Raw genomic sequence first — 21,606 nt, 5'->3', positions numbered from 1 at the left:
ATGACTTCGCGCCCGTTCCAGGTCGTCTGCGAGATCGAGCCGCCGACTCGGCCCGATCTGATGCACGTGCGGCACCAGATCGGCACCCTGTCCAAGGTCGCCGGCAGCTTTCTCATCCCCGACAACCACATCGGGCGGGCCACCGTGTCCAGTGTGGCCGTCGCGCACGAGGTGCAGGCCATGGGCGGGCGCAGCATCGCCTGCCTCAACTCCCGTGACCGCAACATGTTGGGCTTCCGCCGCGACCTGCTGACCGCCGCCGCCTACGGCGTCGAGGAGTTCCTGTTCGTCTACGGCGACAAGCCGGCCACCGGCAGCCGGACCGGGCAGCTCACCGTGCGGACGATGATCGACGAGGTGCGGTCCCTGTCCGAGGACAAGGCCTTCTCCGGCGTCGCCCCGTTCCGGGTCGGCACCGCCGCCGGGCTGCGCCCCCTGCCGTCCTGGAAGCGGGCCGCGGACTTCATGTTCGTGCAGGTCAGCTTCTCCCTCGACGCCCTGCTGCGGTGGCGCGACGCCAACCCCGTCGACATGCCCGTCTACGCCGGCGTCATGGTCATCGCCAGCCAGGCCCACGCCCAGCGGCTGGCCTCCGCCATCCCCGACATCGACATCCCCGCCGACCTCGTCGACCGCCTCGGCAGCGACCGCCTGGCCGGCGTCGAGTCCACGTGCGAGCAGGTCATGCGCATCCGCGAGACCGGCGCCTTCGACGGCGTCCACCTCGTGCCCGTCGCCCGCTACCGCGAGGTCGCCGCCCGGTTGGAGCAGCTGCTCAAGTGATCGCCCAGTTCCTGACCGCCGCCCGCGCCGTGGCCCCGCTGCTGCACTCCCCCGAGCTGGCCGAGGCGTGGGCCAAGCCCAGCGCCCTGGCCGAGTTCCGCGTCTCCGGCCTGGCCGGCCACCTCGCCGGCCAGGTCGGCAACATCCCCCGTTTCCTCGACGCCCCCGTGCCCTCGGGCGCGCCCGTGATGGAGGCCGTGGGCTACTACTCCCAGCACGGCGAGGTCGACGTCCACTCCGAGAAGTCCGCCCGCATCCGCATCCTCGGCGAGCAGCAAGCCGGCCTGTCCCCCGCCGACCTCGCCTCCCGCTACGACGCCGCCGTCCAGGCGGCGGCGGATCGGTTGGACGGCCTGTCCGAGGACCTCTTGGTGCTCATGTTCGGTCAGCGGGTGCTGCCGCTGGACCAGTGCCTGCTCACCCGCATCCTGGAGCTCGTCGTTCACGCCGACGACCTCGCCGTCAGCATCGGCGTCCCCACCCCGGCCTTCCCCTCCGACGTCGTCGACGCCACGACTGTCACCTTGGCTCGCATCGCCGTGGCCCGGCGCGGGGCCCTCCCCGTGCTGCGGGCCCTCTCCCGCCGTGAGCGTGCCGACGCCGTGGCCAGCGCTTTCTGACCGGGAAATCTCTGGGTAGGTGTGTCGATCCCGGCGCGGTTCGTTCGACGCAGTGATGACAGCAGGTCGGAACCAAGTAAGGAGCACCCAGTGCGCACCCTGATCACCACCGCGTTCGTGTCCCTCGACGGCGTTGTCGAGGCTCCGGGCGGCGAGCCCGGCTACCGGAACTCGGGCTGGACGTTCCAGGGCATCGAGTTCGACCCGGCGGCGTACGAGCTGAAGGGGCGGGAGCAGGAGGAGGCGTCGGCGATGCTGCTGGGCCGGGTCAGCTACCAGGCCTTCTCGCCGGTGTGGCCGGGGATGACGGACGACTTCGCCAAGTACAACGCGATGCCCAAGCACGTGGTGTCGACGACGCTGAAGGAGCAGGACCTGGTCGACAACTGGGGCGAGACCAGCATCCTGCGGTCGCTGGACGAGGTGGCGGCGCTGAAGGAGACGACCGAGGGCGGACCGCTGATCGTGCACGGCAGCGCGACGCTGAACCGGGCGCTGGCCGACGCGGGCCTGATCGACCGCTACCACCTGCTGGTCTTCCCGGTCCTGCTCGGCGCGGGCAAGCGGCTGTTCAGCGCGGCCGACAAGGACAAGCAGGCCCTCAAGGTCATCGAGAGCGAGTCGTACGGCAACGGCATCCAGAAGCTGGTCTACGACGTCGTCCGCTAAGACGGTTTCTCATTTGGGGTTGCCGTGAGTCACCAGGTCCAGCTTAACGGTCATAGCCCTTGTCCCCGTGCAGCTTGCGCGGCCGACGCCGAGGCCGCCCGGCCGGCCCCTTGACCGGGGCCACGGCATCGACCACCGCCTCCAACTCCAGGTGATCGTTACGGTTGGCGGCTGATGCCGTTGTTGTCGCGGAGGTAGACGCCGGAGGCGGGCTGGCGGTTGGCGCGGGTGGGGATGAGCTCGAACCGGCGGCCGACTCGGAAGATGGCGGCGCGGAAGCGGGCGACGGGGGCTCGGCCCTCGTACTCGAAGGGCACCGGGGGCATGGACATGAAGACGTCGTCGGTGAGCAGGTCGACGAGGGCGTCGAAGTCGGCGGACTCCCAGGCGCGGAACGACTGGCGCAGGAGTGCGGCGGTCAGAATCATCGAACCCCGGCCACCCGGTGGCGCGGCCCACCGCCGAGCGGCGGGCCGCGCCGAGGATCACGCGCTGTAGATGCCCCAGTGCTGGTCCGGGTAGGGGCCGTACGGATAGATGTTGATGCTGACGTCGTGCGTGGTGGAGGCGCCGGGGACGGACATGGCCCAGCCCTGGAAGGTCTCCAGCTCGTTGTCGCCGACGTAGCGCCAGAGCTGCGTGCCGGCGTTCCCGCTGCCGGCGTTCGTGCCGCAGCCCTGGAGGGTGAGGATGTCGTTGGTGCCGGGCACGTAGGTGGCGCACAGCGTGTCGTTCTGCTGCGGCTGGATGTAGAACCAGCCGGGATGGCTGGCCGAGGGATTGAGATACCAGTACTGGTCCGCGTAGCCGCCGCAGTCCCACTGGTCGATCCGCTGTCCCGTGTAGATGACGTCACCGGGGATGGACATGCACAGATCGGAGTTGAAGTTCAAGATCTCCACCCGAGAGCCCTCGGAGGCCGAGGCGGTGCCCGCACCGGCGCCCAGCGCGACGACCGTGAGCAGGCCCAGAAGCAGGGCCGCCGCCTTGCGGCTTCTCAGCAGTGAAGCGAGTTTTGTTGGCATCGTGGTCCTTTCACTGTCCTTGATGCCAAGCGTGTCCGCGCCCGGTACCCGTCAGGTACCCCGCCGGTACCCCATGGGTTTTCCTCAACCGGGCGCGCAGGACTTCGGCGTCGGGGTGGTGCAGGTCGTCGAGAATGGGCAGGGCCTGCCGCCACGTGTGGTGCGCGGCCGGCTCGTCGTCGGCGGCCCGGTTGGTGTCGCCGAGGCGGGTCGACGTGTCGGCCCGGGGATGGCGGCTGCCCAACTTCTCAAACAGGACAAGGGCATTCCGGTAGCACGCGACGGCCTGCTCGTGCTGGCCGAGGTTGTGGTGGCCTCTGCTTCGCCGGGGCGATGGCCGGCCGCGTGGAACAAGGCGTAGGCGGCCTTGCCGTGCTTCAACGCCTCCAGGTTGGCGCCCTGTGCGTAGGCCACGATGCCGAGGTGTTGCAGCTGCGGGCCTGCCCGACCGGATCGCCGTGCCGCTCGTCGAAGTCGAGCGCCCGGTACAGGCCGGCCCGGACGTCCTGATAGCGGCCGAGCCGGATGTAGGCCCGGCCCAGTTCACGTGAGTCACATGCGCTCCTCACTTGCCATCAGGTGACAAGTGAGGAGCACATGTGACGTCAAGCGAGGGCTCAGAGCGGCAGGGTCATCACCGGCATCGGGGACTTCAGCGGGGTGCCGACGGCCTTGAGCAGGCCGGTGGCCTTGTCGACGCTGTAACTGGTGACCGTGGCCGAATCCTGGTTGGAGGAGAACAGGAACGAGCCGGTCGGGTCGAGCCCGATGTGCCGGGGGTTCTTGCCGACGGGGGTGTTGGCCAGCAGCTTCAACGACGCCCCGCCGTCGCCGACGGCGAACACCGCCGCGTTGTCGGCGCCGCGGTTGGACAGGTACACGAACCGGCCGTCGGCGGAGACGATGATCTCGCCGGGGTAGTTGCGCACACCGGAGGGCGGCGGCGCGGTCAGGGTCGTCTGGGGCTTGCCCGGGGTCAGCAGACCCGAGGAAGCGTCATACGTGGCGACGATGACCGAGTTGCCGAGTTCGTTGGCGATGTAGGCGAACCGGCCGTTGGGGTGGAAGACCAGGTGCCGAGGCCCCTGGCCGGCCGGCACCTTGGCCTGGTGCACCAGCTTGAGCTTGCCGGCGCTGGACACCGTGTACGCGTACACGGTGTCGGTGCCGAGGTCGACGGAATGCACGTAGGCGCCGGTGCAGTCGGGCAGCACCTGGTGCGCGTGCGGCCCCTCCTGCCGGTCGGGGTCGGGTCCGGAACCCTTGTGCTGCGCGACATCGGTGGCCGCGCCGAGGCTGCCGTCGGCCTTGACGGGCAGCACGACCACGCTGCCGGAGTCGTAGTTGGCGGCCAGCACGTGCTTGCCGTCCGGGGTGACGCACAGGTGCGTGGGGCCGTCGCCCTTGCTGGACTGGCTGTTGAGCACCTTGAGCGCGCCGTTCGACACGGACAGGGCGGTGACCTTGCCACCGGCCTGCTCGTCGACGGCGTAGAGGAAGCGCTGCGAGGGGGCGAGCGCGAGGAAGGACGGGTTGGACACGGACACCACGGACTTGGCGGTGAGCGCACCGCTGGCGGCGTCCCACGTGCCGACACCGATGCCCTTGCCGGCGCCGCTGCCGTCCGTGTACGTGCCGATGAACAGCGGCCGGGTGGTGGCCTGTGGGCCGAACACCGGGCCGGCCTCGGCCACGCCACCGCTCATCAGAACCGCTCCTCCGACCCCGGCCCCGAGCACCCCCAGGAACCGCCGACGATCCAAACCAGGCACCACACGCCCCTTTCGGCCGAACAACGGCGGCGTGCCGCAACTGTGGCCTAGACCATCGCGTCAGGCAAGGCGTGCAATCAAGGTTGCATATTGCGCAACACCACCTGCATGCAACGAATCGCCGTCAGAATCTCGAACAGCGCAACAAACAGGTGCCATACGCAACGTCGGCCGGATGAAATCACCGCCAGCGGCCATCTAGCCTTGGGACATGACCGCCACCATCGACACCCCCGCCACAGCCGCCGGTTACGTCGACCTCGACGAGCGGTGGAGCACGCACAACTACCACCCGCTGCCGGTCGTCATCGCCGAGGGCGACGGCGCCTGGGTGACCGATGTCGACGGCAACCGGTACCTGGACTTCCTGGCCGGCTACTCGGCGCTGAACTTCGGGCACCGCCACCCGGCCCTGGTCGCCGCCGCCGTCGAGCAGCTGGGCCGCGTCACGCTGACCAGCCGCGCCTTCCACCACGACCAGTTCGGCCTGTTCTGCCGCGAGCTGGCCGAGCTCACCGGCACCGACCTGGTGCTGCCCATGAACTCCGGGGCCGAGGCCGTCGAGTCGGCGATCAAGGTGGCCCGCAAGTGGGCCTACCAGGTCAAGGGCCTGCCGGCCGGCGCCGCGCAGATCGTCGTGGCCGGCTCCAACTTCCACGGCCGCACCACCACGATCGTGTCGTTCTCCACCGACGACACGGCCCGCGCCGACTTCGGCCCGTTCACGCCGGGCTTCACCGTCGTCAAGTACGGCGACCTGGGCGCGATGGCCGACGCGATCACCGAGCACACCGCGGCCGTGCTGATCGAGCCGATCCAGGGCGAGGCCGGCGTGGTCGTGCCGCCGGCCGGCTACCTCGCGGGCATCCGCAAGCTGTGCGACGACAACAACGTGCTGATGATCGCCGACGAGATCCAGTCCGGCCTGGCCCGCACCGGCGAGCTGCTGGCCCTGGACCACGACGGCGTCCGCGCCGACCTGTACACGCTGGGCAAGGCCCTCGGCGGCGGCATCATGCCGGTGTCGGCCGTGGTCGGCCGGCGTGAGGTGCTCGGCGTGCTCAAGCCGGGTGAGCACGGCTCGACCTTCGGCGGCAACCCGCTGGCCTGCGCGGTCGGCCGCGCCGTGGTCAAGCTGCTGGCCACCGGCGAGTTCCAGCAGCGCTCCCGCGAGCTCGGCGCGTACCTGCACGGGCGGCTGGCCGAGCTGGTCGGCCACGGCGTCGCCGAGGTCCGCGGCCGCGGCCTGTGGGCCGGCGTGGAGATCGCCCCCGGCGGCCCGGCCGGCCGCGCGGCGTCCGAAGCCCTGGCCAAGCGGGGTGTGCTGTGCAAGGAGACCCACGACACCACGCTGCGCGTCGCGCCGCCGCTGGTGATCACCCGCGAGGAGATCGACCGTGGAGTTCAGGCGATTGCCAACGTTATAGGTAGGTAAAATGCCGTACCGCATGTGACCCACGTCATGAGACGTTGATCGTATGGACACGGCGTCAATCGCGCGGCTGGGCATCGACGACCTGGCCGCGTGTCTCGATCTCGCCGCCGACCGGCGGTGGCCGCGCTCCCGGCGGAAGTGGTCGTTCCTGCTCACCGTCGGCGAGGGCTTCGGCCTGCGAGAACAACAGCGGGACCTGGCCGGCTCGGTGATCCTGAGCCGGTTCGGCCCGCGCCTGGCCTGGATCGGCATGGTGCTGGTGGCCAGCCGGTGCAGCGGCCGAGGGCTGGGCGGCATGCTCATGCGGCACGCCATGGACAACGCCGGGGCCGACACCATCGCCCTGCACTCCACCGCCGAGGGCCTGCCCCTGTACGAGAAACTCGGCTTCCGCCCGACCGGCCCCGTGCACACCCTCCGCGGCCGCTTCGCCGAGCACCACCACGGCCCCAACCGCACCCGCCCCTTCACCTACGCCGACCTCGACGCCGTGCTGGCCCTCGACGCCGCCGTCACCGGCGCCGACCGTCGCGACCTGCTGGCCGACTACCTCCGCTTCGCCGGCCACATGCGGGTGTTGGAGGCCGACGGCGTGATCACCGGCTACGCCGGCTCCTGGCGTGACGGCGACATCGTCGTGATCGGCCCCGTGCTGGCCGCCGACCTGTCCGATGCCACCGACCTCATCGCCGCCGTCGCGTCCACTGTGGACGGAGACGTCCGCCTCGACACCGAGCACCCCGCCCTGGCCGCCTGGGCCGCCGCCCACGGCATCGTGCCCTGGTTCGAGTGCACCTCCATGATCCACGGCGAGGATCTGCCCGGCGACCGGTCGCGGCTGTTCACCCCGGTCATGCAGGCCCTGGGCTAGCGGAAGCCGCCCGAGGCGTGCACCACCTCGCCGGTGATCCAGCGCGCGTCGTCAGAGGCCAGAAACACCGCCACCGGCGCGATGTCCTCCGGCCGTCCGACCCGCCCGAGCGGGATCCGCGCCGCCAGCCCCGGCGCGTCCAGCACGCCCAGCCCGCGCGCCCCTTCGGTGTCCGTCGCGCCGGGGGCGATCGCGTTGACCCGGATGCCCCGCGCCCCGAACTCCTTGGCCGCTATGCGGGTCAGCGTGGTCAACGCCGCCTTCGTCGACGTGTAGAGCGCACCACCGGGGCTGTTGGTGGAGACGCCGGCTGTGGTGACGTTGATGATGCTGCCCCCGGTTTCCGGCGCCTGCTTGAGGAATTCCTGGGTGGTCAGCAGCGGCCCGAGCACATTGGTGTCGTACTGACGGCGGAACTCCCGTTCGGTGACGTCCTCGACGGGCTGGAAGGAGAAGGCGGCGGCGTTGTTCACGAGCACATCCACCGGTCCGGCCTCGGCGAACAGCCGGCGCACGTCGGCCGCCTTCGACACATCGGCCCGGATCGCGACGGCCGCACCGCCGAGCGCCTCGACGACGTTGTCGGCGGCGGGCCGGTCGCGGCCGTAGTTGACGACGACCCGGGCGCCGGCGGCCGCCATGGCGGTGGCGATGCCACGCCCGATTCCCTTGCTGCCACCGGTGATCAGCACGGTCCGGCCGTGCAGCGAGATCATGGTGCCGACCGTACGAATCGCTCTTTCCGTTGGGAAGTACGCACTTCCGGGTAAGCTCCGACCATGAGAGCTGATTGTCCAGGGCGTCCGGTTCTGGACACGGTCACGAGCCGTTGGGGCGTGCCGATCCTGACCGCGCTGGCCGAGCGACCCCATCGGTTCGCCGAGCTGCGTGACCGGATGGCGGGCGTCAGCGAGAAGATGCTGGCCCAGACGCTGCGCGGGCTGGCCGGCACCGGGTTCGTGCTCCGCACGGAGGCGCCGACGGTGCCACCGCAGGTGACCTACAGCCTGACGCCGCTCGGCCGTGACCTCATGCCGCGGCTGGCCGAGCTGGTGACCTGGATCGGCCACCACGCCGTGGACAAAGACGCTGATCACACGCGGTGAGGACGGTTGCTCCGTCGCGGTTGTCTTCGAGTTAAACCTTGTGTCGGACGAAGTCCTTTGATTGGGTTTCACCTGCCCTGAACCGGTAACACCGCAAAACCGCCGCCGTTCATCAGCGTGAACAAAGGACCATCGCCTGATGCGAACCCGCCTTCTGTTGAGCCTCGCTGTCGCGGCCGCCGCGGCAGTGCTGCCGGTGACGAACGCAGCAACCGCGGCTCCCGCCGCCGCGACCGCCCCACCCGCCAACCCGACCACCGTGCACGAGTGGCTGACCACGCCCGGCGTGGAAACGCCGACGGACGCGTCGCTTCCGCTCAACGGCACCGTCACCAAGACGCCCGTGACCGTGCACGTGGACCCGAACGTGAGATACCAGTCGGTTTCCGGCTTCGGGGCGGCGATAACGGACTCCTCGGCCAATGTCCTGTACGGCCTGACGCCGGAGAACCGGACCGAGGTGATGCGCAACCTGTTCGATCCCAGGACGGGCGCGGGCATCAACTTCCTGCGCCAGCCCATCGGCGCCTCGGACTTCGCCGTCGGCCAGGACTACAGCTACGACGACCTGCCGGCCGGCCAGACCGACTACCAGATGCGGCACTTCACCATCGCCCACGACGAGACGCAGATCCTGCCGCTGCTGCGGCAGGCCCTGAAGCTCAACCCCCGCATCCAGATCGTGGCCAGCCCGTGGAGCATGCCGGGCTGGATGAAGACCTCCGGCTCGATGATCGACGGCAAGCTGATCGACGACCCGAGGATCTACCGGGCCTACGCGCTGTACCTCGTCAAGTTCATCCAGGCCTACCAGCGGGCCGGCGTGCCGGTGGACTACCTCACCGTGCAGAACGAGCCGCAGGCGTTGGAGCGCAAGAACTATCCCGGCACCGACCTGCCCTGGGAGCAGGAGGCCAAGGTCATCGAGGCGCTCGGGCCGGCCATCCACGCCGCCGGGCTGCACACCAAGATCCTGGCCTTCGACCACAACTGGTCCGAGCACCCCGGCGACATCTCCTCGCACCAGCGCGCGAGCGAGGACCCGGAGCCGAACTACCCGTACGACCTGCTGGCCACCGACGCCTACCGCTGGGTCGCCGGCACCGCCTACCACTGCTACTTCGGCGACCCGACCGCGCAGACCGGGCTCAGGGCTTCCTTCCCCGGCAAGGACATCTTCATGACCGAGTGCGAGGGCGGCGACTCCTCCACGATCATCGGCGTGATGCAGAACTGGGGCCGCAGCTCCATCGACTGGAACATCGCGCTGGACGAGAACCACGGCCCGCACCTCGGCGGTTGCGGCTCCTGCAACGGCACGATCACCGTCAACTCGGTGACCAAGGCCGTGACCTACAACGACCAGTACCGCGACATCGAGCACTTCTCGAAGTTCGTTCCCAACGGCGCCACCCACATCGCCAGCACCGTCGACACCAACTCCAGCAAGGGCGCGCCGCTGACCACGGTCGCCTTCACCAACCCGGACCACTCCACATCGTTGGTGGCCCTCAACACCGGCGCCACGACGCAGACCTTCACCGTCGTCTACGGCACCCACTCCTTCGACGCCACCCTCCCCGCCGGCGCCACCGTTACCTACCAGTGGGCCGCGACCCACTGAGCCACCCGTTGATGCAGGGAAGGACGCCTTACCCGCGTTGAACGAGGGTAAGGCGTCCTTCCCTGCATGGGGGGAGAGAGGTCAGCGCTCGGTGACCTGGGGCGGGGAGGGGATCTTGTAGCCGGTGCCGCCGAAGTTGTGCTGGAGCGAGGAGTTCCAGGCGCCGGTGCTGATCATCTTGCTGATCGCGTCGTCGATCTTGGAGACCGACGCGGTGTCACCCTTCTTCACGCCGATGCCGTAGCGCTCCTGGGTGAAGGTCTTGCCCACCACCTGGAGCAGCTCGGGGTTCTGAGAGGCGTAACCGGCCAGGATGAGGTCGTCGGTGGTCACGGCGTCGACGATGCGGGCCAGCAGCGCGGTGATGCACTCGGAGAAGTGCGCGTACTCGACCAACTTGGTCTGCTGCGCGAACTTGTCCTTCACCTCCTGCGCGGAGGTGGTGCCGGCGACCGAGCACAGGCGCTTGCCGTTGAGCGACTCGGGCCCGGTGATGGAGGTGTCGCCCAGCCGCACCAACAGGTCCTGCCCGGCCACGAAGTACGGGCCGGCGAAGGAGATCACCTTTTTACGCTTGTCGGTGATGGAGTAGGTCTCCACCACCATGTCGGCGGATCCGTTCTCCAGCACGGTCTCCCGGTCGGCGCTGACGGTGGAGCGCCAGGTGATGCCGGACGGGTCGACGCCGAGCTCCTTGGCCACGAACTGGGCCACGTCGATGTCGAAGCCGCTGTAGTCCCCGTTGAGGCCCTTGAGGCTGCTGCCCGGCTGGTCCTCGGCGATCGCGATGGTCAGGTGCCCGCCGGAGGCCTTGCCGATCACGGTGTCGCTGCTGCCGCCGCTGCCGCAGGCCGCCGCGACGAGCGCGGCGGCCAGCACGACAGACACACGACGAGCGGCCGCGACCCACACCTTGGAGCTCATGCGTCCACCAAACAGTCGTCGGTCGTCAGGGATCAGGCGAACTTAGGGGTTCGCACGGTAGACCGTCCAGACCAACGACGTGAACAATTGTGTCCTGACCGATTCTTGTGAACGAAAGTCACCTCGCGCGGACCACGCGGCCCTCGTCCCACACCGGTTCCGGTACTTCGTGAACTATCCCGTTGGAGCCGAACAGCAGGAAGCGGTCGAAGGACCGGGAGAACCAGCGGTCGTGGGTCACGGCCACGACCGTGCCGGTGAACTCCTCCAGCGCGTCCTGCAACGCCTCGGCCGAGGTGAGGTCAAGGTTGTCGGTGGGCTCGTCCAACAACAGCAAGGTCGCGCCGGACAGTTCGAGCAGCAGGATCTGGAACCTCGCCTGCTGCCCGCCGGACAACGTCTCGAAGCGCTGGTCACCACTGGCGGCCAGGCCGTAGCGGCTCAGCACGGACATCGCGGCGCCGCGATCGAGGCCCTTGCGGCCGTCTTCCCCGTGCCACAACACATCCACGAGCGTGCGGCCGATCCACTCCGGATGCTCATGTGTCTGCGCGAACAGTCCCGGCACGACCCGCGCGCCCAACCGGCACGAACCGGTGTGCGCGACCTCCCCGCCGCCGAGCAGCCGCAGGAAGTGGCTCTTGCCGGAACCGTTGGAGCCCAACACCGCCACCCGGTCGCCGAAGAACACCTCGACGTCGAACGGCTTCATCAGGCCGGTCAGCTCCAGCTGCTCGCACGTGATCGCGCGGATGCCGGTGCGGGAACCGCGCAGCCGCGGCTTGACCTCGTGCTCCTGCGGCAGCTCCGGCGGCCGCGGGCTCTCCTCGTACTTGCGCAGGCGGGTCTGCATCGCGCGGTACCTCGAAGCCATGTCCGGGCTGCTCGCCGCCTGGCGCTGCAACTCCTTCACAAGCTCGATCAGCCGCACGTGCTCTTCGTCCCAGCGCTTGTGCAGTTCGGCGACGCGGGCCCAGCGCGCGGCGCGGGCCTCGTGCCAGGTGGCGAATCCGCCGCCGTGCACCCAGGTCGTGCGGGCCTCCAGCGCGATGATGTGCGTGGCGGCGTTGGCCAGCAGCTCACGGTCGTGGCTGACCAGCAGCACGGCCTTGTTCGTCTCGCGGAGCCGCTCCTCCAGCCAGCGCTTTCCCGGCACGTCAAGGTAGTTGTCCGGCTCGTCGAGCATCAGGACCTGATCGTTGCCGCGCAGCAGGGCTTCCAGCACGAGCCGCTTCTGCTCGCCGCCGGACATCGTTCGCACGCCCCGAAAACGGGCCCGGTCGTACGGGATGCCCAGCGCGGCAACGGTGACGACGTCCCACAGCACCTCGAGGTCGTAGCCGCCGAGCTCGCCCCACGCGGCCAGCGCGTCGGCATAGCGCATCTGCGTCGGCTCGTCGTCGACCTCCATCAACAGGAGTTCGACCTCGTCGAGTTCCTTCGCGGCGGCCCGCAACGCGGGCACGGCGACGGCGAGCAGCAGGTCGCGGACCGTCGACTCGTCACGCACCGAGCCGATGAACTGCGGCATCACGCCGAGGCCGCCCTGCACGACGACACCGCCGCCGGCCGGCGTCAGCTCGCCGGACAGGATGCGCAGCAGCGTCGTCTTGCCGGCGCCGTTCTCGCCGACGATCGCGGCCACGTGCCCCTGCGACACCCGGAAGGTGACGTCGCTGAACAGCTGCCGGCCGTCGGAGAGCTGATAAGCGAGCCCACCGGCCTCTAGGAACCCCATAAGGGCCCATGGTGACCTAACGGGCTCTGCCCACCAAATCCGTTATTTGCTGGGGTCGAGGACCAGCTTGCCCACGGTCTTGCGCGAGCGGATGTCGATGTGCGCCTGCGCGGCGTCGCTCAGCGCGTAGTCGCCGCCGAGCAGCGGCTTGAGCTTGGCGGTGGCCACCAGCCCGAACAGCTCGTTCATCGCGTCCTTCATCATGCCGGGACGGCGGAAGCAGTCCTGCAGCCAGAAGCCGATCACCGACTTGGAGTGCGCCATCAGCTTGTTCGGGGCCACGGGCGAGCCGGTGGTGCGGGAGGCGGCGCCGTAGGCGACGAGGCGGCCGAAGGAGTCCAGCGCGCTCAGCGAGGCGTCGAAAACGCCGCCGCCGGTCATCTCCAGCACGATGTCGACGCGCTTGCCGCCGTTGGCCTCGATCAGGCGCTCGGTCAGGGTGTCGGTCGGCTCGGCTTCGATGGCCACGTCCGCGCCGAGGTCCACGGCCAAGCCCCTTTTGCCGTCCGAAGAGGCAGTGCCGATGACCCGGCCCGCGCCCCACAGCTTGGCCAGCTGCACGGCGAGCGTGCCGACGCCGCCGGCCGCGGAGACCACCACGACCGACTCGCCGACCTGCATGTGCGAGGAGGTGCGGAGCAGGTGCCAGGCAGTGGTGCCCTGCACGATCAGGGCAAGGGCGGCCGCGTCGGAGACGCCGTCGGGCACCTCGAAGGCCAGGTTCTCGTGGGTGAGGGCGTACTCGGCGTAGCCGCCGCCGGCGCTCAGGGCCACGACTCGGCGGCCGTCCTCGGTGCGGCCGACGATCTCGCCGCCGGGGATGAAGGGCAGCGACTGCTGCGAGAGGTAGGAGTTCTCGGCCTGGTGGGTGTCGGCGTAGTTGATGCCGGCCCGATCCACCTTGACCAGCAGCTGGCCGGCCGCCGGCACCGGCTTGGGCAGCTCCACCACCTTGAGCACCTCGGGCCCACCGAACTCACTGACCTGCACCGCACGCACCGTGTGACTCCTTCGTCGCCGTTCCGTACGCCGTACGGTACAGTGTACGGCATGGAGACGACAGCCCGGACGAGGGTGCCCCGCAACACACTGAGCGCGGAGCTCATCGTCGCCGCCGCGCTGAACCTGCTCGACCAGGTCGGCGTCGAGGCCTTCAGCCTGCGTGCGCTGGCCAAGGACCTGGGTGTCGCGCCGATGACGCTCTACACCTACTTCCGCGGCAAGGACGAGCTCCTCGACGCCGTGCGCGACCACGCGCTGGGCGCCGCCGCGCTGACCACCGCGTACGGCGGCTGGCAGCACCAGATCCGCACCATCTGCCGGCGGCTGCGCGGCCAGATCCTGGAGCACCCGTGCCTGACGGGGTTGCTCCAGCAGCGGCCGCTGGCCGGGCACGAGTCCGCCGAGTCGGCCGAGTCGCTGCTCAAGGCCCTGGTCGAGGGCGGGTTCAACGCCGAGAACGCGGCCCGCGCCTACACCACCCTGCTGGGCTTCGTCGTGGGCGTGACCACGCTCGAAGTGCGTCTGCTGGAGGAGAACCGGGATCCGGAGCGGCGCGAGAAGGTGCGGCAGATAATGACCGGCCTGCCGCCCGAGCGTTATCCCACGCTGGTCGAGCACGCCGGGGCGCTGCGCCAGACCGTCGGCGGGGACAGCCAGTTCGAGTTCGGACTGGACCTGGTGATCGCCGGCATGGAGCAGCGTCTGATACTTGCCGGGTGAACAAGGTCGAGCTACCCGAGGGTGCCGTGCTGCCGCCGCGGCATCCCGACGCGCCCGCGCCCGGCGAGGAACTGCCGGTGCACTACTCGCAGTGCTTCGCCTGCGGCGACATCGAAAGCGGCCTGCACATGCGGGCCCGTGCCGGCGAAGGGCTGACCGTCGACGGCCGCTTCCACGTCACCGAGCACCACCAGGGCGCCCCGGGCCTGGCCCACGGCGGCCTGCTGGCGTGCGCGTTCGACGAGGTGCTCGGCATGCTGGGCATGCTCACCCACATTCCGGCCGTGACCGGACGGCTGGAGACCGACTTCCGGCGACCGGTGCCGGTGGGCTCCGTGCTGCACATCCGGGCCCAGGTCGACGGCGTGGTCGGCCGCAAGATCTACACGAGCGCCGTTGGACGGCTCAACGCCGCGGACGGGCCGGTGGCGCTGACCGCGCAGGGCCTGTTCATCGAGGTCGGCCTGGAGCACTTCAGCAAGCACGGCCGCGGGTTGGAAGGCCGGGACTTCGAGGTCAACCCGTGACGTCGGCTTCGCGTGACAGCGCGATCAGCCTCGACACCGCCCGCAGGTACTTCTTGCGGTAGCCGCCGCGCAGCATCTCGTCGGTGAACAGCTCCGACAGCGGCCGGCCCGACACCGCGACCGGGACCGCGCGGTCGTACAGGCGGTCGGCGAAGGCCACCAGCCGTAGCGCCACGTCCTGGTCCGGTGCTGCGTGCACGTTGCCCAGATGCACGGCCGTCACGTCGGTGACCAGCCGTCCGTAGCGGGACGGGTGGAGCTTGGCGAGGTGCGCGCACAGCTCGTCGAAGTCGTCGAGCGTGGCGCCCGGGGTGTTTTCGGCGTTGCGGACCAACTGCTCGTCGGTCATCGGGTCCGGCGCGTCCGGCAGGCCGCGGTGGCGGTAGTCGGGGCCGTCCACCCGCACGACGTCGAACCGCTGGGACAGGCTGCGGATCTCGCGCAGGAAGTCGTCCGCCGCGAACCGGCCCTCCCCCAGCTTCTCCGGCAGCGTGTTCGACGTCGCCGCCACGAACGTGCCCGCCGCGGTGAGCTCCTGGAGCAGCCGCGTGACCAGCGTCGTGTCGCCCGGGTCGTCCAGCTCGAACTCGTCGATCGCCAGCAGGCGGTGCTCGGACAGGCGCTTCACCGCCTCCATGAAGCCCAGCGCGCCCACCAGGTGCGTGAGCTCGACGAAGGTGCCGTAGGCCTTCGGGCCCGGGACCTCGTGCCACACCGACGCCAACAGGTGCGTCTTGCCGACGCCGAAGCCGCCGTCCAGGTACAGACCTCTTTTGCCCGCGTCCTTGGCGCCGAACAGGTTCCGCACCCAGGACTTCGACCGGTTGTCGGCGGCGACCCTGGCCGCGAAGGCCCGGCCCTGACGGACCGCTTCCGCCTGTCTGGGCTCGTCCGCGTTCGGGAGGTAGCTGTCGAAGCTGACGTCGCCGAAGCGGGGCGGCGGGACCATGGCCGCGACGATCTCGTCCCCGCTGATCGTGGGACTCCGGTCGATCAGGCGCGGGGTGGTCATGTGCGAATCGTAGTGTCGTGCTGGGATGAGGCCGTGCGCATGCTCCTGCCCCAGGCCCGTGACATCGACGACACCGAGCTCGAACGACTCTACGACTACCCGGCCGAGCTGTCGCGGCCGTGGGTGCAGGTCAACTTCGTCTCCAGCCCCGACGGCGCCGTCACGGTCGGCGGCAAGTCGCACGGCCTGTCCGGGCCGGCCGACAAGAAGGTCTTCATGCTCGGGCGGACCCTGGCCGACGTCGTCCTCGTCGGGGCCGGCACAGCCGCCATCGAGGGCTACGGCGGCGTCAAGTCCGGCGAGGTGCGCTCCGCCGTCCGCGCCCGCCTCGGCCTGCGCCCCGTTCCGCCCATCGCCGTCGTCACCCGGCGGGCCACCATCGCCCCCGACTCGTCGTTGGTCACCGACACCGTGGTTCCCACCATCGTCCTCACCTGCGCCTCGGCGCCCGAGGATCGATTGACGGCACTGTCCGACGCCGGCGCCGACGTCGTCATCACCGGCGACGCCGACGTCGATCTCTCGGTGGCCATGGCCGAGCTCGACAAGCGGGACCTCCGCCGCGTCAGTTGCGAGGGCGGGCCGCACCTGTTCGGCGGTCTCATCGAGGCCGGCCTCGTGGACCAGCTCTGCCTGTCCATCTCCCCTTTGCTGGCCGGTGGCGACGCCAGCCGCATCGCCTTCGGCCCTCCCCCCGTGGCCCCGCGGGAGTTGGAGCTGGCTTCGGTGTTGACCGACGAGAACTTCCTCATGCTCCGCTACCGCGCCCGTCACGCCTGACTCTCGGTCGGGATCACGGATCCACCGGCGCGGGCGACAATTTCCTGCAGGGCCGACACGTGCCGGTCGAATGCGGTGCGGCCGTCGGGGGTGAGCCGGGCCGAGGTGCGCGGCCGCTTGCCGACGAAGGCCTTGCGGATCTCGACGTAGCCGGCGTCGGCCAGCGTGGTGAGCTGCTTGGACAAGGCTGAATCGGACAGGCCGACGTTGTCCCGCAGGACCGAGAAGTCCGCCCATGACGTCGCGGCCAGGAAGGCGACCAGCGACAGCCGGGTCGGTGCGTGAATGAGCTCGTCGAACCGGGGCGTGGTCACCGGCGACTCCGCCGCAGCAGCATGGTGGCCTCCAACCGCACCAGCATCGGGCCGCCGGTCGCGAACAGCGCCGCGGCGACCGCGACGGCGATCGTGCCCGGGTACGGCGCCCCGGCCGCCTTCAGGCTGAGGCCTGCTACCAGCGCCACGCCGAGCAGGACCGCGATGAAGCTCACCAGTCCGATCAGCGTCCGGCGGGCGGCCCCCGGGCCGGCCAGGCCGCGGTGCGGCGCGGCGGCGCGGGCCCGGCGGGACACCGGCGCGTCGAGGATGAACGTGCCGACCATGAACACGGCGAGCCCGATCCCGAGGACCACGCCGCCCCCGTGCTCGATGGCCGCCACGAGCTCGATCATCAGGGCCGCGTGCGCCCACCAGTACCAGGCCGGGAAGACCTTCCGCCGGATCACCTGCTCACGCCGGCGGTCGATCTCTTCCAGCGCCCTCGCAGCCTCCGTCGCCTCGATGTCCTCGTTCATCTTTCCCCCTTGGGAGTACTTTCCTATCAGGAAAGTACTCCGGGGCGGGCCGGCTGACAAGCACGCGTTTCGCCACATGGGCTTCCCCTATGGCGCCTGATGCCACATGGGAAGCGCATGTGGCATCAGGCGGGGGCGTTCGGCTTACCGGGGGCGGAGGTTGGGCCGTTCGCGGGCTGACCTCGCAACCGGTTCGTGCCGATACGATTCGGCTCGACGAGCCCGGTCCGGTCGGCGGCGTGATCTAATGATCTTGTTGTCGGCTGAAGCAGTTCGGTCGGGGGTGAGCAGTTGCCGCGTCACGTCCAGGTGCGGGCCGGGTCAAGGGCCCGGACCGAAGCTTGCCTCGTGGACTGCCTCGTCGCGCTGACCTGGCTGCTGCTGATCGGCGGCGTGGCCATCGGGCTGCGGGCCTTAGGCCTCGAGCCCGGGTGGAGCGCCTCCAGCGAGCTGTCCGCCGACCTGGTCACCGTCGCCATCGGCCTGCTGCCCGTCGGCATCTACCTCGTGCTCACCGAAACCAGCCGCCGCCAGGGCAGCCTCGGCAAGCGCCGCGTGGGCCTGCGCGTGGTCCGCAACGACGGATCCCGGGCCACCGCCTGGCAGCTGGCCCTGCGCACCGCCATCAAGCTCAGCCCCTGGTTCCTCGCCCACCTCGGCCTCAGCCGCCTGTGGATGCACCTCGGCACCCAACAGACCGCCTGCTTCTGCCTCGGCTGCGTCTACGTCATCGTTCCCGTCAGCATCGGCCTGGCCCTCGTGCACCCCCAGCGCCGCGCCCTGCACGACTGGCTCACCGGCACCCGCGTCGTCGGCACCTAGAACGGCCGGTCACTCCGCCAGCTTGAGATCCGTCTTCGGAAAGTCGTTGCCCACGTAGAGCAACGGCTCACCGGAATGCGCGGCCACGGCGTACGTCAGGCAGTCCCCCATGTTCAGCCCCGCGGGGTGACGTCCCTCGCCGAAGCGGCCGAATGCATCCAAGGCCAACTCGATGTGCTGATCAGTGAACGGAACCGTCTTGATGTCGTTGTACTGAAGGAATCGCGCCAACAACGTCTGCCCGCGCGCACCGAACCTGCCTACCAGCACCATGCCGGCCTCGACCACGGTCGGACCACCGATCTTGGGCGCCGGATCGTCGAGCAGGTGCTGCTCAAGTCGCTCATGGCCAGGCTCGCGATTGATGATCGCGACGATGGCCGAGGTGTCGATGATCATACGCCGTCCGGTCCGAAGCCGAGGATGTCTTCCTCTTCCGCCTTGGTCAACGGCTTGCCCAGCTGCTCAGGGGGAATCTGGGCCCAGATCTCCTCCTCGAGAAACCTCCGGAGCCGTGCCGCCCGCTGCTTCGCGACATCGGGTCTGGCCAGTCGATCGCGCTCGGCCCGGAGCGCGGCGCGGATCGCCCCCGTCTTGGTCTGCCCGGTCAGGGCCGCGACCTCGGCGGCAAGCCGCTCCGTCTCGGGGTCCTTGATGTTCAACGCCATGGTGTAAGGCTACCAAACATGGTGTACTCCACCCAGGGTCGCTTGGTCTTCGGCAGTGTGGCGACGATGTCCTCGTACGAGCGGTCCAGCAGCATGAACTCCCCCTTGGTGTCGGCGAAGGCCCCACTCGCGCCGTCCAGAGCCGGCCCGCCGATCACAGCACGCCCGCCACGATCCGTGCCACTGCACGGATCGTCTCCCCTTCCGAGAGCTGGACGAGCGCGACGGCAACCGCGGACGCGGCGGCCTATCCCGTGTTCGGACAAAGCCGAAAGGTCTACTTCAGACCGGCGGCGTCCATGCCGCGCAGCTCCTTCTTGAGGTCGGCGATCTCGTCGCGGATGCGGCCGGCGAGCTCGAACTGGAGGTCGCGGGCGGCGGCCATCATCTGGTCGGTGAGCTGCTGCACGAGGTCGGCCAGCGCGGCCCGGGGCATGTTCTTGACGTCACGGTCCACCAGCACGCCGGCAGAGGCGGCCCGGCCGCCGTCGGCGCCGGTGGCCCGCTTGCCGCGGGAGGCGTTGCGGCCGGAGCCGCCGACCTTGACGCCGTCGGTGTCCTCGGCCTCGGCGTAGACCTTGTCGAGGATGTCGGCGATCTTCTTGCGCAGCGGCTGCGGGTCGATGCCGTGCTCGGTGTTGTAGGCGATCTGCTTGTCCCGCCTACGGTTGGTCTCCTCGATGGCGTACTCCATCGAGGCGGTGATCCGGTCGGCGTACATGTGCACCTCGCCCGACACGTTGCGGGCGGCGCGGCCGATGGTCTGGATCAGCGAGGTGCCGGAGCGCAGGAAGCCTTCCTTGTCGGCGTCGAGGATGGCCACCAGCGACACCTCGGGCAGGTCGAGGCCCTCCCGCAGCAGGTTGATGCCGACCAGCACGTCGTAGTCGCCCAGCCGGAGCTGCCGCAGCAGCTCGACGCGGCGCAGGGTGTCCACCTCGGAGTGCAGGTACCGCACCCGGATGCCCAGCTCCAGCAGGTAGTCGGTGAGGTCCTCGGCCATCTTCTTGGTCAGGGTGGTGACCAGCACCCGCTCGTCCCGCTCGGCCCGGGCCCGGATCTCGTGCACCAGGTCGTCGATCTGGCCCTCGGTCGGCTTGATCACCACCTGCGGGTCGACCAGGCCGGTCGGGCGGATCACCTGCTCCACGAACTCGCCGCCGGCCTGGCCCATCTCGTACGGTCCGGGCGTCGCCGACAGGTACAGGGTCTGTCCGATCCGGTCCTGGAACTCCTCCCAGGTCAGCGGCCGGTTGTCCAGCGCGCTGGGCAGCCGGAAGCCGTGCTCGACCAGGTTGCGCTTGCGCGAGGCGTCGCCCTCGTACATGCCGCCGATCTGCGGCACGGTGTTGTGCGACTCGTCGATGACGAGCAGGAAGTCCTCGGGGAAGTAGTCGATCAGCGTGGCCGGCGCGGTGCCGGCGCCGCGGCCGTCGATGTGCCGGGAGTAGTTCTCGATGCCCGAGCAGAAGCCGACCTGGCGCATCATCTCGATGTCGTACGTGGTGCGCATACGCAGCCGCTGCGCCTCCAGCAGCTTGCCCTGCTTCTCCATCCGGGCCAGCGACTCGGCCAGCTCGGCCTCGATGGCGGTGATCGCCCGCTCCATGCGCTCCGGCCCGGCCACGTAGTGGGTCGCCGGGAAGATGCGCAGCTCGTCGACCTCGCGCACGATCTCACCGGTCAGCAGGTGCAGGTAGTAGAGCCGGTCGATCTCGTCGCCGAAGAACTCGACCCGCACGGCCAGTTCCTCGTAGGCCGGGATGATCTCCACGGTGTCGCCCCGCACCCGGAACGTGCCGCGGGCGAAGGCGATGTCGTTGCGCGTGTACTGCACGTCCACCAGCGCGCGCAGGAAGAGGTCGCGCTCCACCTCGCCGCCGACCTTCAGCTGCACCGAGCGGTCCAGGTAGGACTGGGGCGTGCCGAGGCCGTAGATGCACGACACCGAGGCGACCACGATGGTGTCCCGCCGGGTCAGCAGGCTCATCGTCGCGGAGTGGCGCAGCCGCTCCACGTCCTCGTTGATCGAGGAGTCCTTCTCGATGTAGGTGTCCGTCTGCGGGATGTAGGCCTCGGGCTGGTAGTAGTCGTAGTAGCTGACGAAGTACTCGACCGCGTTGTCGGGGAAGAACCCCTTCAGCTCGTTGGCCAGCTGCGCCGCCAGCGTCTTGTTCGGCGCCATCACCAGCGTCGGCCGCTGCAGCTTCTCCACCAGCCACGCCGTGGTGGCCGACTTGCCGGTGCCGGTGGCGCCCAGCAGCACCACGTCCGGCTCGCCGCGCGTCAGCCGCTGCTCCAGCTCCGCGATGGCCTGCGGCTGGTCGCCCGACGGCTGGTAGTCGGCGACCACCCGGAACCGGCCGTCCGCACGCGGGATGTCACTGACGGGTCGGAACTCCGAGGAAGCAAGCACAGGTGAATCAGCCACACCCACAGAGTAGGAGACCACCCTGACAGTTTCATGGCGCCGCCTTCGGCAGCGCGGCTCGGCCGCTCGAACCCGGTGCCTTCGCTTGCCGGATTTAGCCCGCCGCATCGGCCTGAGTGGCGGGGCACGTCGGGTGGCGGCGGGCGAAATCCGCCAACCACTCCAGGCACCGGCGCGGCCTCGCGAGTCTGGTTGCCACCCCGTCCCCGCCCCCAACGCGGCTTCTCAGGGCCGGGTTCATCGCCTGTAATCCACATCACACCGCCTCAACCAAATGGCCACAC

At 69.6% G+C, this 21,606-nt stretch carries 25 protein-coding genes and 1 pseudogene; 11 read left to right on the top strand and 15 right to left on the bottom strand.

Annotation, left to right across the window (positions count from 1 at the left end):
* From AB0M73_RS07170 to AB0M73_RS07160, 3 genes are all read left to right on the top strand, one after another.
* Complete coding sequence (locus tag AB0M73_RS07170) at positions 1–783, top strand: methylenetetrahydrofolate reductase (RefSeq protein ID WP_043717233.1); 783 nt, start codon at positions 1–3, stop codon at positions 781–783.
* Positions 780–1,403 carry a maleylpyruvate isomerase N-terminal domain-containing protein gene (locus tag AB0M73_RS07165; RefSeq protein WP_363887947.1) on the top strand — a complete coding sequence of 208 codons (624 nt, stop codon included), beginning with the start codon at positions 780–782 and terminating at the stop codon, positions 1,401–1,403. Before AB0M73_RS07170 ends, AB0M73_RS07165 begins: the two co-directional genes overlap by 4 nt.
* Before the next feature lie 90 nt (positions 1,404–1,493).
* Positions 1,494–2,072 (top strand): dihydrofolate reductase family protein, encoded by a 579-nt coding sequence (locus AB0M73_RS07160; protein ID WP_363887944.1) that lies wholly within the window; start codon positions 1,494–1,496, stop codon positions 2,070–2,072.
* 49 nt (positions 2,073–2,121) lie between these two features.
* Here AB0M73_RS07160 and AB0M73_RS07155 read toward each other — a convergent pair.
* The 5 genes and pseudogenes from AB0M73_RS07155 to AB0M73_RS07135 all read right to left on the bottom strand — a co-directional run.
* Positions 2,122–2,247 (bottom strand): annotated as a pseudogene (locus tag AB0M73_RS07155) (IS5/IS1182 family transposase); the annotation flags it as partial.
* Entirely contained in the window at positions 2,231–2,500 is a 270-nt protein-coding gene (locus tag AB0M73_RS07150; protein ID WP_363887941.1) for a nuclear transport factor 2 family protein, read from the bottom strand. The gene AB0M73_RS07150 and the pseudogene AB0M73_RS07155, both read right to left, overlap by 17 nt.
* A 57-nt stretch (positions 2,501–2,557) precedes the next feature.
* Entirely contained in the window at positions 2,558–3,097 is a 540-nt protein-coding gene (locus tag AB0M73_RS07145; protein WP_363887939.1) for an RICIN domain-containing protein, read from the bottom strand.
* Positions 3,098–3,107: 10 nt separating this feature from the next.
* Complete coding sequence (locus AB0M73_RS07140; RefSeq protein ID WP_363888041.1) at positions 3,108–3,644, bottom strand: tetratricopeptide repeat protein; 537 nt, start codon at positions 3,642–3,644, stop codon at positions 3,108–3,110.
* Between the two features lie 70 nt (positions 3,645–3,714).
* Positions 3,715–4,803, bottom strand: a complete 1,089-nt coding sequence (locus tag AB0M73_RS07135; RefSeq protein ID WP_363887936.1) for a lactonase family protein — start codon at positions 4,801–4,803, stop codon at positions 3,715–3,717.
* A 277-nt stretch (positions 4,804–5,080) separates the two neighbouring features.
* Between AB0M73_RS07135 and rocD the strand changes: the two genes are divergently transcribed.
* Both rocD and AB0M73_RS07125 read left to right on the top strand, forming a co-directional pair.
* The gene (gene rocD, locus AB0M73_RS07130) at positions 5,081–6,304 is read left to right on the top strand and encodes an ornithine--oxo-acid transaminase (RefSeq protein WP_363887933.1); all 1,224 of its coding nucleotides are present in this window, start codon (positions 5,081–5,083) and stop codon (positions 6,302–6,304) included.
* 43 nt (positions 6,305–6,347) lie between these two features.
* Positions 6,348–7,175, top strand: a complete 828-nt coding sequence (locus AB0M73_RS07125) for a GNAT family N-acetyltransferase (RefSeq protein ID WP_363887930.1) — start codon at positions 6,348–6,350, stop codon at positions 7,173–7,175.
* Here the strand turns inward: AB0M73_RS07125 and AB0M73_RS07120 are convergent.
* Positions 7,172–7,891: an SDR family oxidoreductase gene (locus AB0M73_RS07120; protein ID WP_363887927.1), complete on the bottom strand. Its 720-nt coding sequence runs from the start codon at positions 7,889–7,891 to the stop codon at positions 7,172–7,174. The two genes, AB0M73_RS07125 and AB0M73_RS07120, sit on opposite strands and share 4 nt — an antisense overlap.
* Before the next feature lie 63 nt (positions 7,892–7,954).
* Between AB0M73_RS07120 and AB0M73_RS07115 the strand changes: the two genes are divergently transcribed.
* The gene (locus AB0M73_RS07115; RefSeq protein ID WP_363887924.1) at positions 7,955–8,281 is read left to right on the top strand and encodes a helix-turn-helix domain-containing protein; all 327 of its coding nucleotides are present in this window, start codon (positions 7,955–7,957) and stop codon (positions 8,279–8,281) included.
* A gap of 139 nt (positions 8,282–8,420) precedes the next feature.
* Positions 8,421–9,905: a glycoside hydrolase family 30 beta sandwich domain-containing protein gene (locus tag AB0M73_RS07110; protein WP_363887920.1), complete on the top strand. Its 1,485-nt coding sequence runs from the start codon at positions 8,421–8,423 to the stop codon at positions 9,903–9,905.
* 81 nt (positions 9,906–9,986) lie between these two features.
* Here the strand turns inward: AB0M73_RS07110 and AB0M73_RS07105 are convergent, their stop codons facing one another.
* From AB0M73_RS07105 to AB0M73_RS07095, 3 genes are all read right to left on the bottom strand, one after another.
* Positions 9,987–10,829, bottom strand: coding sequence for a glutamate ABC transporter substrate-binding protein (locus tag AB0M73_RS07105; protein WP_363887918.1), 843 nt, complete (start codon positions 10,827–10,829; stop codon positions 9,987–9,989).
* Between the two features lie 118 nt (positions 10,830–10,947).
* The gene (locus AB0M73_RS07100) at positions 10,948–12,567 is read right to left on the bottom strand and encodes an ATP-binding cassette domain-containing protein (protein ID WP_363887915.1); all 1,620 of its coding nucleotides are present in this window, start codon (positions 12,565–12,567) and stop codon (positions 10,948–10,950) included.
* Positions 12,568–12,609: 42 nt separating this feature from the next.
* Positions 12,610–13,566 carry a zinc-binding dehydrogenase gene (locus tag AB0M73_RS07095; RefSeq protein ID WP_363887912.1) on the bottom strand — a complete coding sequence of 319 codons (957 nt, stop codon included), beginning with the start codon at positions 13,564–13,566 and terminating at the stop codon, positions 12,610–12,612.
* 51 nt (positions 13,567–13,617) lie between these two features.
* Here AB0M73_RS07095 and AB0M73_RS07090 point away from each other — a divergent pair, with 51 nt between their 5' ends.
* Positions 13,618–14,289 (top strand): TetR/AcrR family transcriptional regulator, encoded by a 672-nt coding sequence (locus AB0M73_RS07090; RefSeq protein ID WP_363887909.1) that lies wholly within the window; start codon positions 13,618–13,620, stop codon positions 14,287–14,289.
* Positions 14,286–14,816, top strand: coding sequence for a PaaI family thioesterase (locus AB0M73_RS07085; protein ID WP_363887906.1), 531 nt, complete (start codon positions 14,286–14,288; stop codon positions 14,814–14,816). The genes AB0M73_RS07090 and AB0M73_RS07085 overlap by 4 nt, the downstream gene beginning before the upstream one ends.
* On the opposite strand, the gene zapE is transcribed toward AB0M73_RS07085, so the two are convergent.
* Positions 14,806–15,828 carry a cell division protein ZapE gene (gene zapE / locus AB0M73_RS07080; protein WP_363887904.1) on the bottom strand — a complete coding sequence of 341 codons (1,023 nt, stop codon included), beginning with the start codon at positions 15,826–15,828 and terminating at the stop codon, positions 14,806–14,808. The genes AB0M73_RS07085 and zapE overlap by 11 nt on opposite strands.
* Positions 15,829–15,867: 39 nt before the next feature.
* Here zapE and AB0M73_RS07075 point away from each other — a divergent pair, with 39 nt between their 5' ends.
* Positions 15,868–16,608, top strand: a complete 741-nt coding sequence (locus tag AB0M73_RS07075) for a pyrimidine reductase family protein (protein WP_363888039.1) — start codon at positions 15,868–15,870, stop codon at positions 16,606–16,608.
* Here the strand turns inward: AB0M73_RS07075 and AB0M73_RS07070 are convergent.
* Positions 16,599–16,922 (bottom strand): transcriptional regulator, encoded by a 324-nt coding sequence (locus AB0M73_RS07070; protein ID WP_363887901.1) that lies wholly within the window; start codon positions 16,920–16,922, stop codon positions 16,599–16,601. The two genes, AB0M73_RS07075 and AB0M73_RS07070, sit on opposite strands and share 10 nt — an antisense overlap.
* Positions 16,919–17,401 (bottom strand): hypothetical protein, encoded by a 483-nt coding sequence (locus AB0M73_RS07065; protein WP_363887899.1) that lies wholly within the window; start codon positions 17,399–17,401, stop codon positions 16,919–16,921. Before AB0M73_RS07065 ends, AB0M73_RS07070 begins: the two co-directional genes overlap by 4 nt.
* 309 nt (positions 17,402–17,710) lie before the next feature.
* On the opposite strand from AB0M73_RS07065, the gene AB0M73_RS07060 reads away from it, so the two are divergent.
* On the top strand, positions 17,711–18,223 hold the full coding sequence (locus AB0M73_RS07060; RefSeq protein ID WP_363888036.1) for an RDD family protein: 513 nt from the start codon (positions 17,711–17,713) through the stop codon (positions 18,221–18,223).
* A 9-nt stretch (positions 18,224–18,232) separates the two neighbouring features.
* Here the strand turns inward: AB0M73_RS07060 and AB0M73_RS07055 are convergent, their stop codons facing one another.
* The 3 genes from AB0M73_RS07055 to uvrB all read right to left on the bottom strand — a co-directional run bounded on the left by AB0M73_RS07055 (position 18,233) and on the right by uvrB (position 21,322).
* Positions 18,233–18,622: a type II toxin-antitoxin system VapC family toxin gene (locus AB0M73_RS07055; RefSeq protein ID WP_363887896.1), complete on the bottom strand. Its 390-nt coding sequence runs from the start codon at positions 18,620–18,622 to the stop codon at positions 18,233–18,235.
* Positions 18,619–18,891 carry a type II toxin-antitoxin system VapB family antitoxin gene (locus AB0M73_RS07050; protein WP_363887893.1) on the bottom strand — a complete coding sequence of 91 codons (273 nt, stop codon included), beginning with the start codon at positions 18,889–18,891 and terminating at the stop codon, positions 18,619–18,621. Before AB0M73_RS07050 ends, AB0M73_RS07055 begins: the two co-directional genes overlap by 4 nt.
* Before the next feature lie 277 nt (positions 18,892–19,168).
* Complete coding sequence (uvrB, locus tag AB0M73_RS07045; RefSeq protein ID WP_363887890.1) at positions 19,169–21,322, bottom strand: excinuclease ABC subunit UvrB; 2,154 nt, start codon at positions 21,320–21,322, stop codon at positions 19,169–19,171.
* Positions 21,323–21,606 lie beyond the last annotated feature (284 nt).

The sequence above is a fragment of the Kutzneria sp. NPDC051319 genome (assembly GCF_040682195.1).
Classification (GTDB): Bacteria; Actinomycetota; Actinomycetes; order Mycobacteriales; family Pseudonocardiaceae; genus Kutzneria.
This window is presented reverse-complemented; position numbering and strand designations above follow the sequence as displayed.

Bases quoted from the DNA above. Each gene is read 5' to 3' on its own strand.
- AB0M73_RS07090 (WP_363887909.1), top strand. From the start codon at position 13,618: ATGGAGACGACAGCCCGGACGAGGGTGCCCCGCAACACACTGAGCGCG.
- AB0M73_RS07170 (WP_043717233.1), top strand. From the start codon at position 1: ATGACTTCGCGCCCGTTCCAGGTCGTCTGCGAGATCGAGCCGCCGACT.
- AB0M73_RS07075 (WP_363888039.1), top strand. From the start codon at position 15,868: ATGCTCCTGCCCCAGGCCCGTGACATCGACGACACCGAGCTCGAACGA.
- zapE (WP_363887904.1), bottom strand. From the start codon at position 15,828: ATGACCACCCCGCGCCTGATCGACCGGAGTCCCACGATCAGCGGGGAC.
- AB0M73_RS07100 (WP_363887915.1), bottom strand. From the start codon at position 12,567: ATGGGGTTCCTAGAGGCCGGTGGGCTCGCTTATCAGCTCTCCGACGGC.
- AB0M73_RS07145 (WP_363887939.1), bottom strand. From the start codon at position 3,097: ATGCCAACAAAACTCGCTTCACTGCTGAGAAGCCGCAAGGCGGCGGCC.
- AB0M73_RS07135 (WP_363887936.1), bottom strand. From the start codon at position 4,803: ATGAGCGGTGGCGTGGCCGAGGCCGGCCCGGTGTTCGGCCCACAGGCC.
- AB0M73_RS07120 (WP_363887927.1), bottom strand. From the start codon at position 7,891: ATGATCTCGCTGCACGGCCGGACCGTGCTGATCACCGGTGGCAGCAAG.
- AB0M73_RS07050 (WP_363887893.1), bottom strand. From the start codon at position 18,891: ATGGCGTTGAACATCAAGGACCCCGAGACGGAGCGGCTTGCCGCCGAG.
- AB0M73_RS07110 (WP_363887920.1), top strand. From the start codon at position 8,421: ATGCGAACCCGCCTTCTGTTGAGCCTCGCTGTCGCGGCCGCCGCGGCA.
- AB0M73_RS07150 (WP_363887941.1), bottom strand. From the start codon at position 2,500: ATGATTCTGACCGCCGCACTCCTGCGCCAGTCGTTCCGCGCCTGGGAG.
- AB0M73_RS07065 (WP_363887899.1), bottom strand. From the start codon at position 17,401: ATGAACGAGGACATCGAGGCGACGGAGGCTGCGAGGGCGCTGGAAGAG.
- AB0M73_RS07115 (WP_363887924.1), top strand. From the start codon at position 7,955: ATGAGAGCTGATTGTCCAGGGCGTCCGGTTCTGGACACGGTCACGAGC.
- AB0M73_RS07105 (WP_363887918.1), bottom strand. From the start codon at position 10,829: ATGAGCTCCAAGGTGTGGGTCGCGGCCGCTCGTCGTGTGTCTGTCGTG.
- AB0M73_RS07125 (WP_363887930.1), top strand. From the start codon at position 6,348: ATGGACACGGCGTCAATCGCGCGGCTGGGCATCGACGACCTGGCCGCG.
- rocD (WP_363887933.1), top strand. From the start codon at position 5,081: ATGACCGCCACCATCGACACCCCCGCCACAGCCGCCGGTTACGTCGAC.
- AB0M73_RS07055 (WP_363887896.1), bottom strand. From the start codon at position 18,622: ATGATCATCGACACCTCGGCCATCGTCGCGATCATCAATCGCGAGCCT.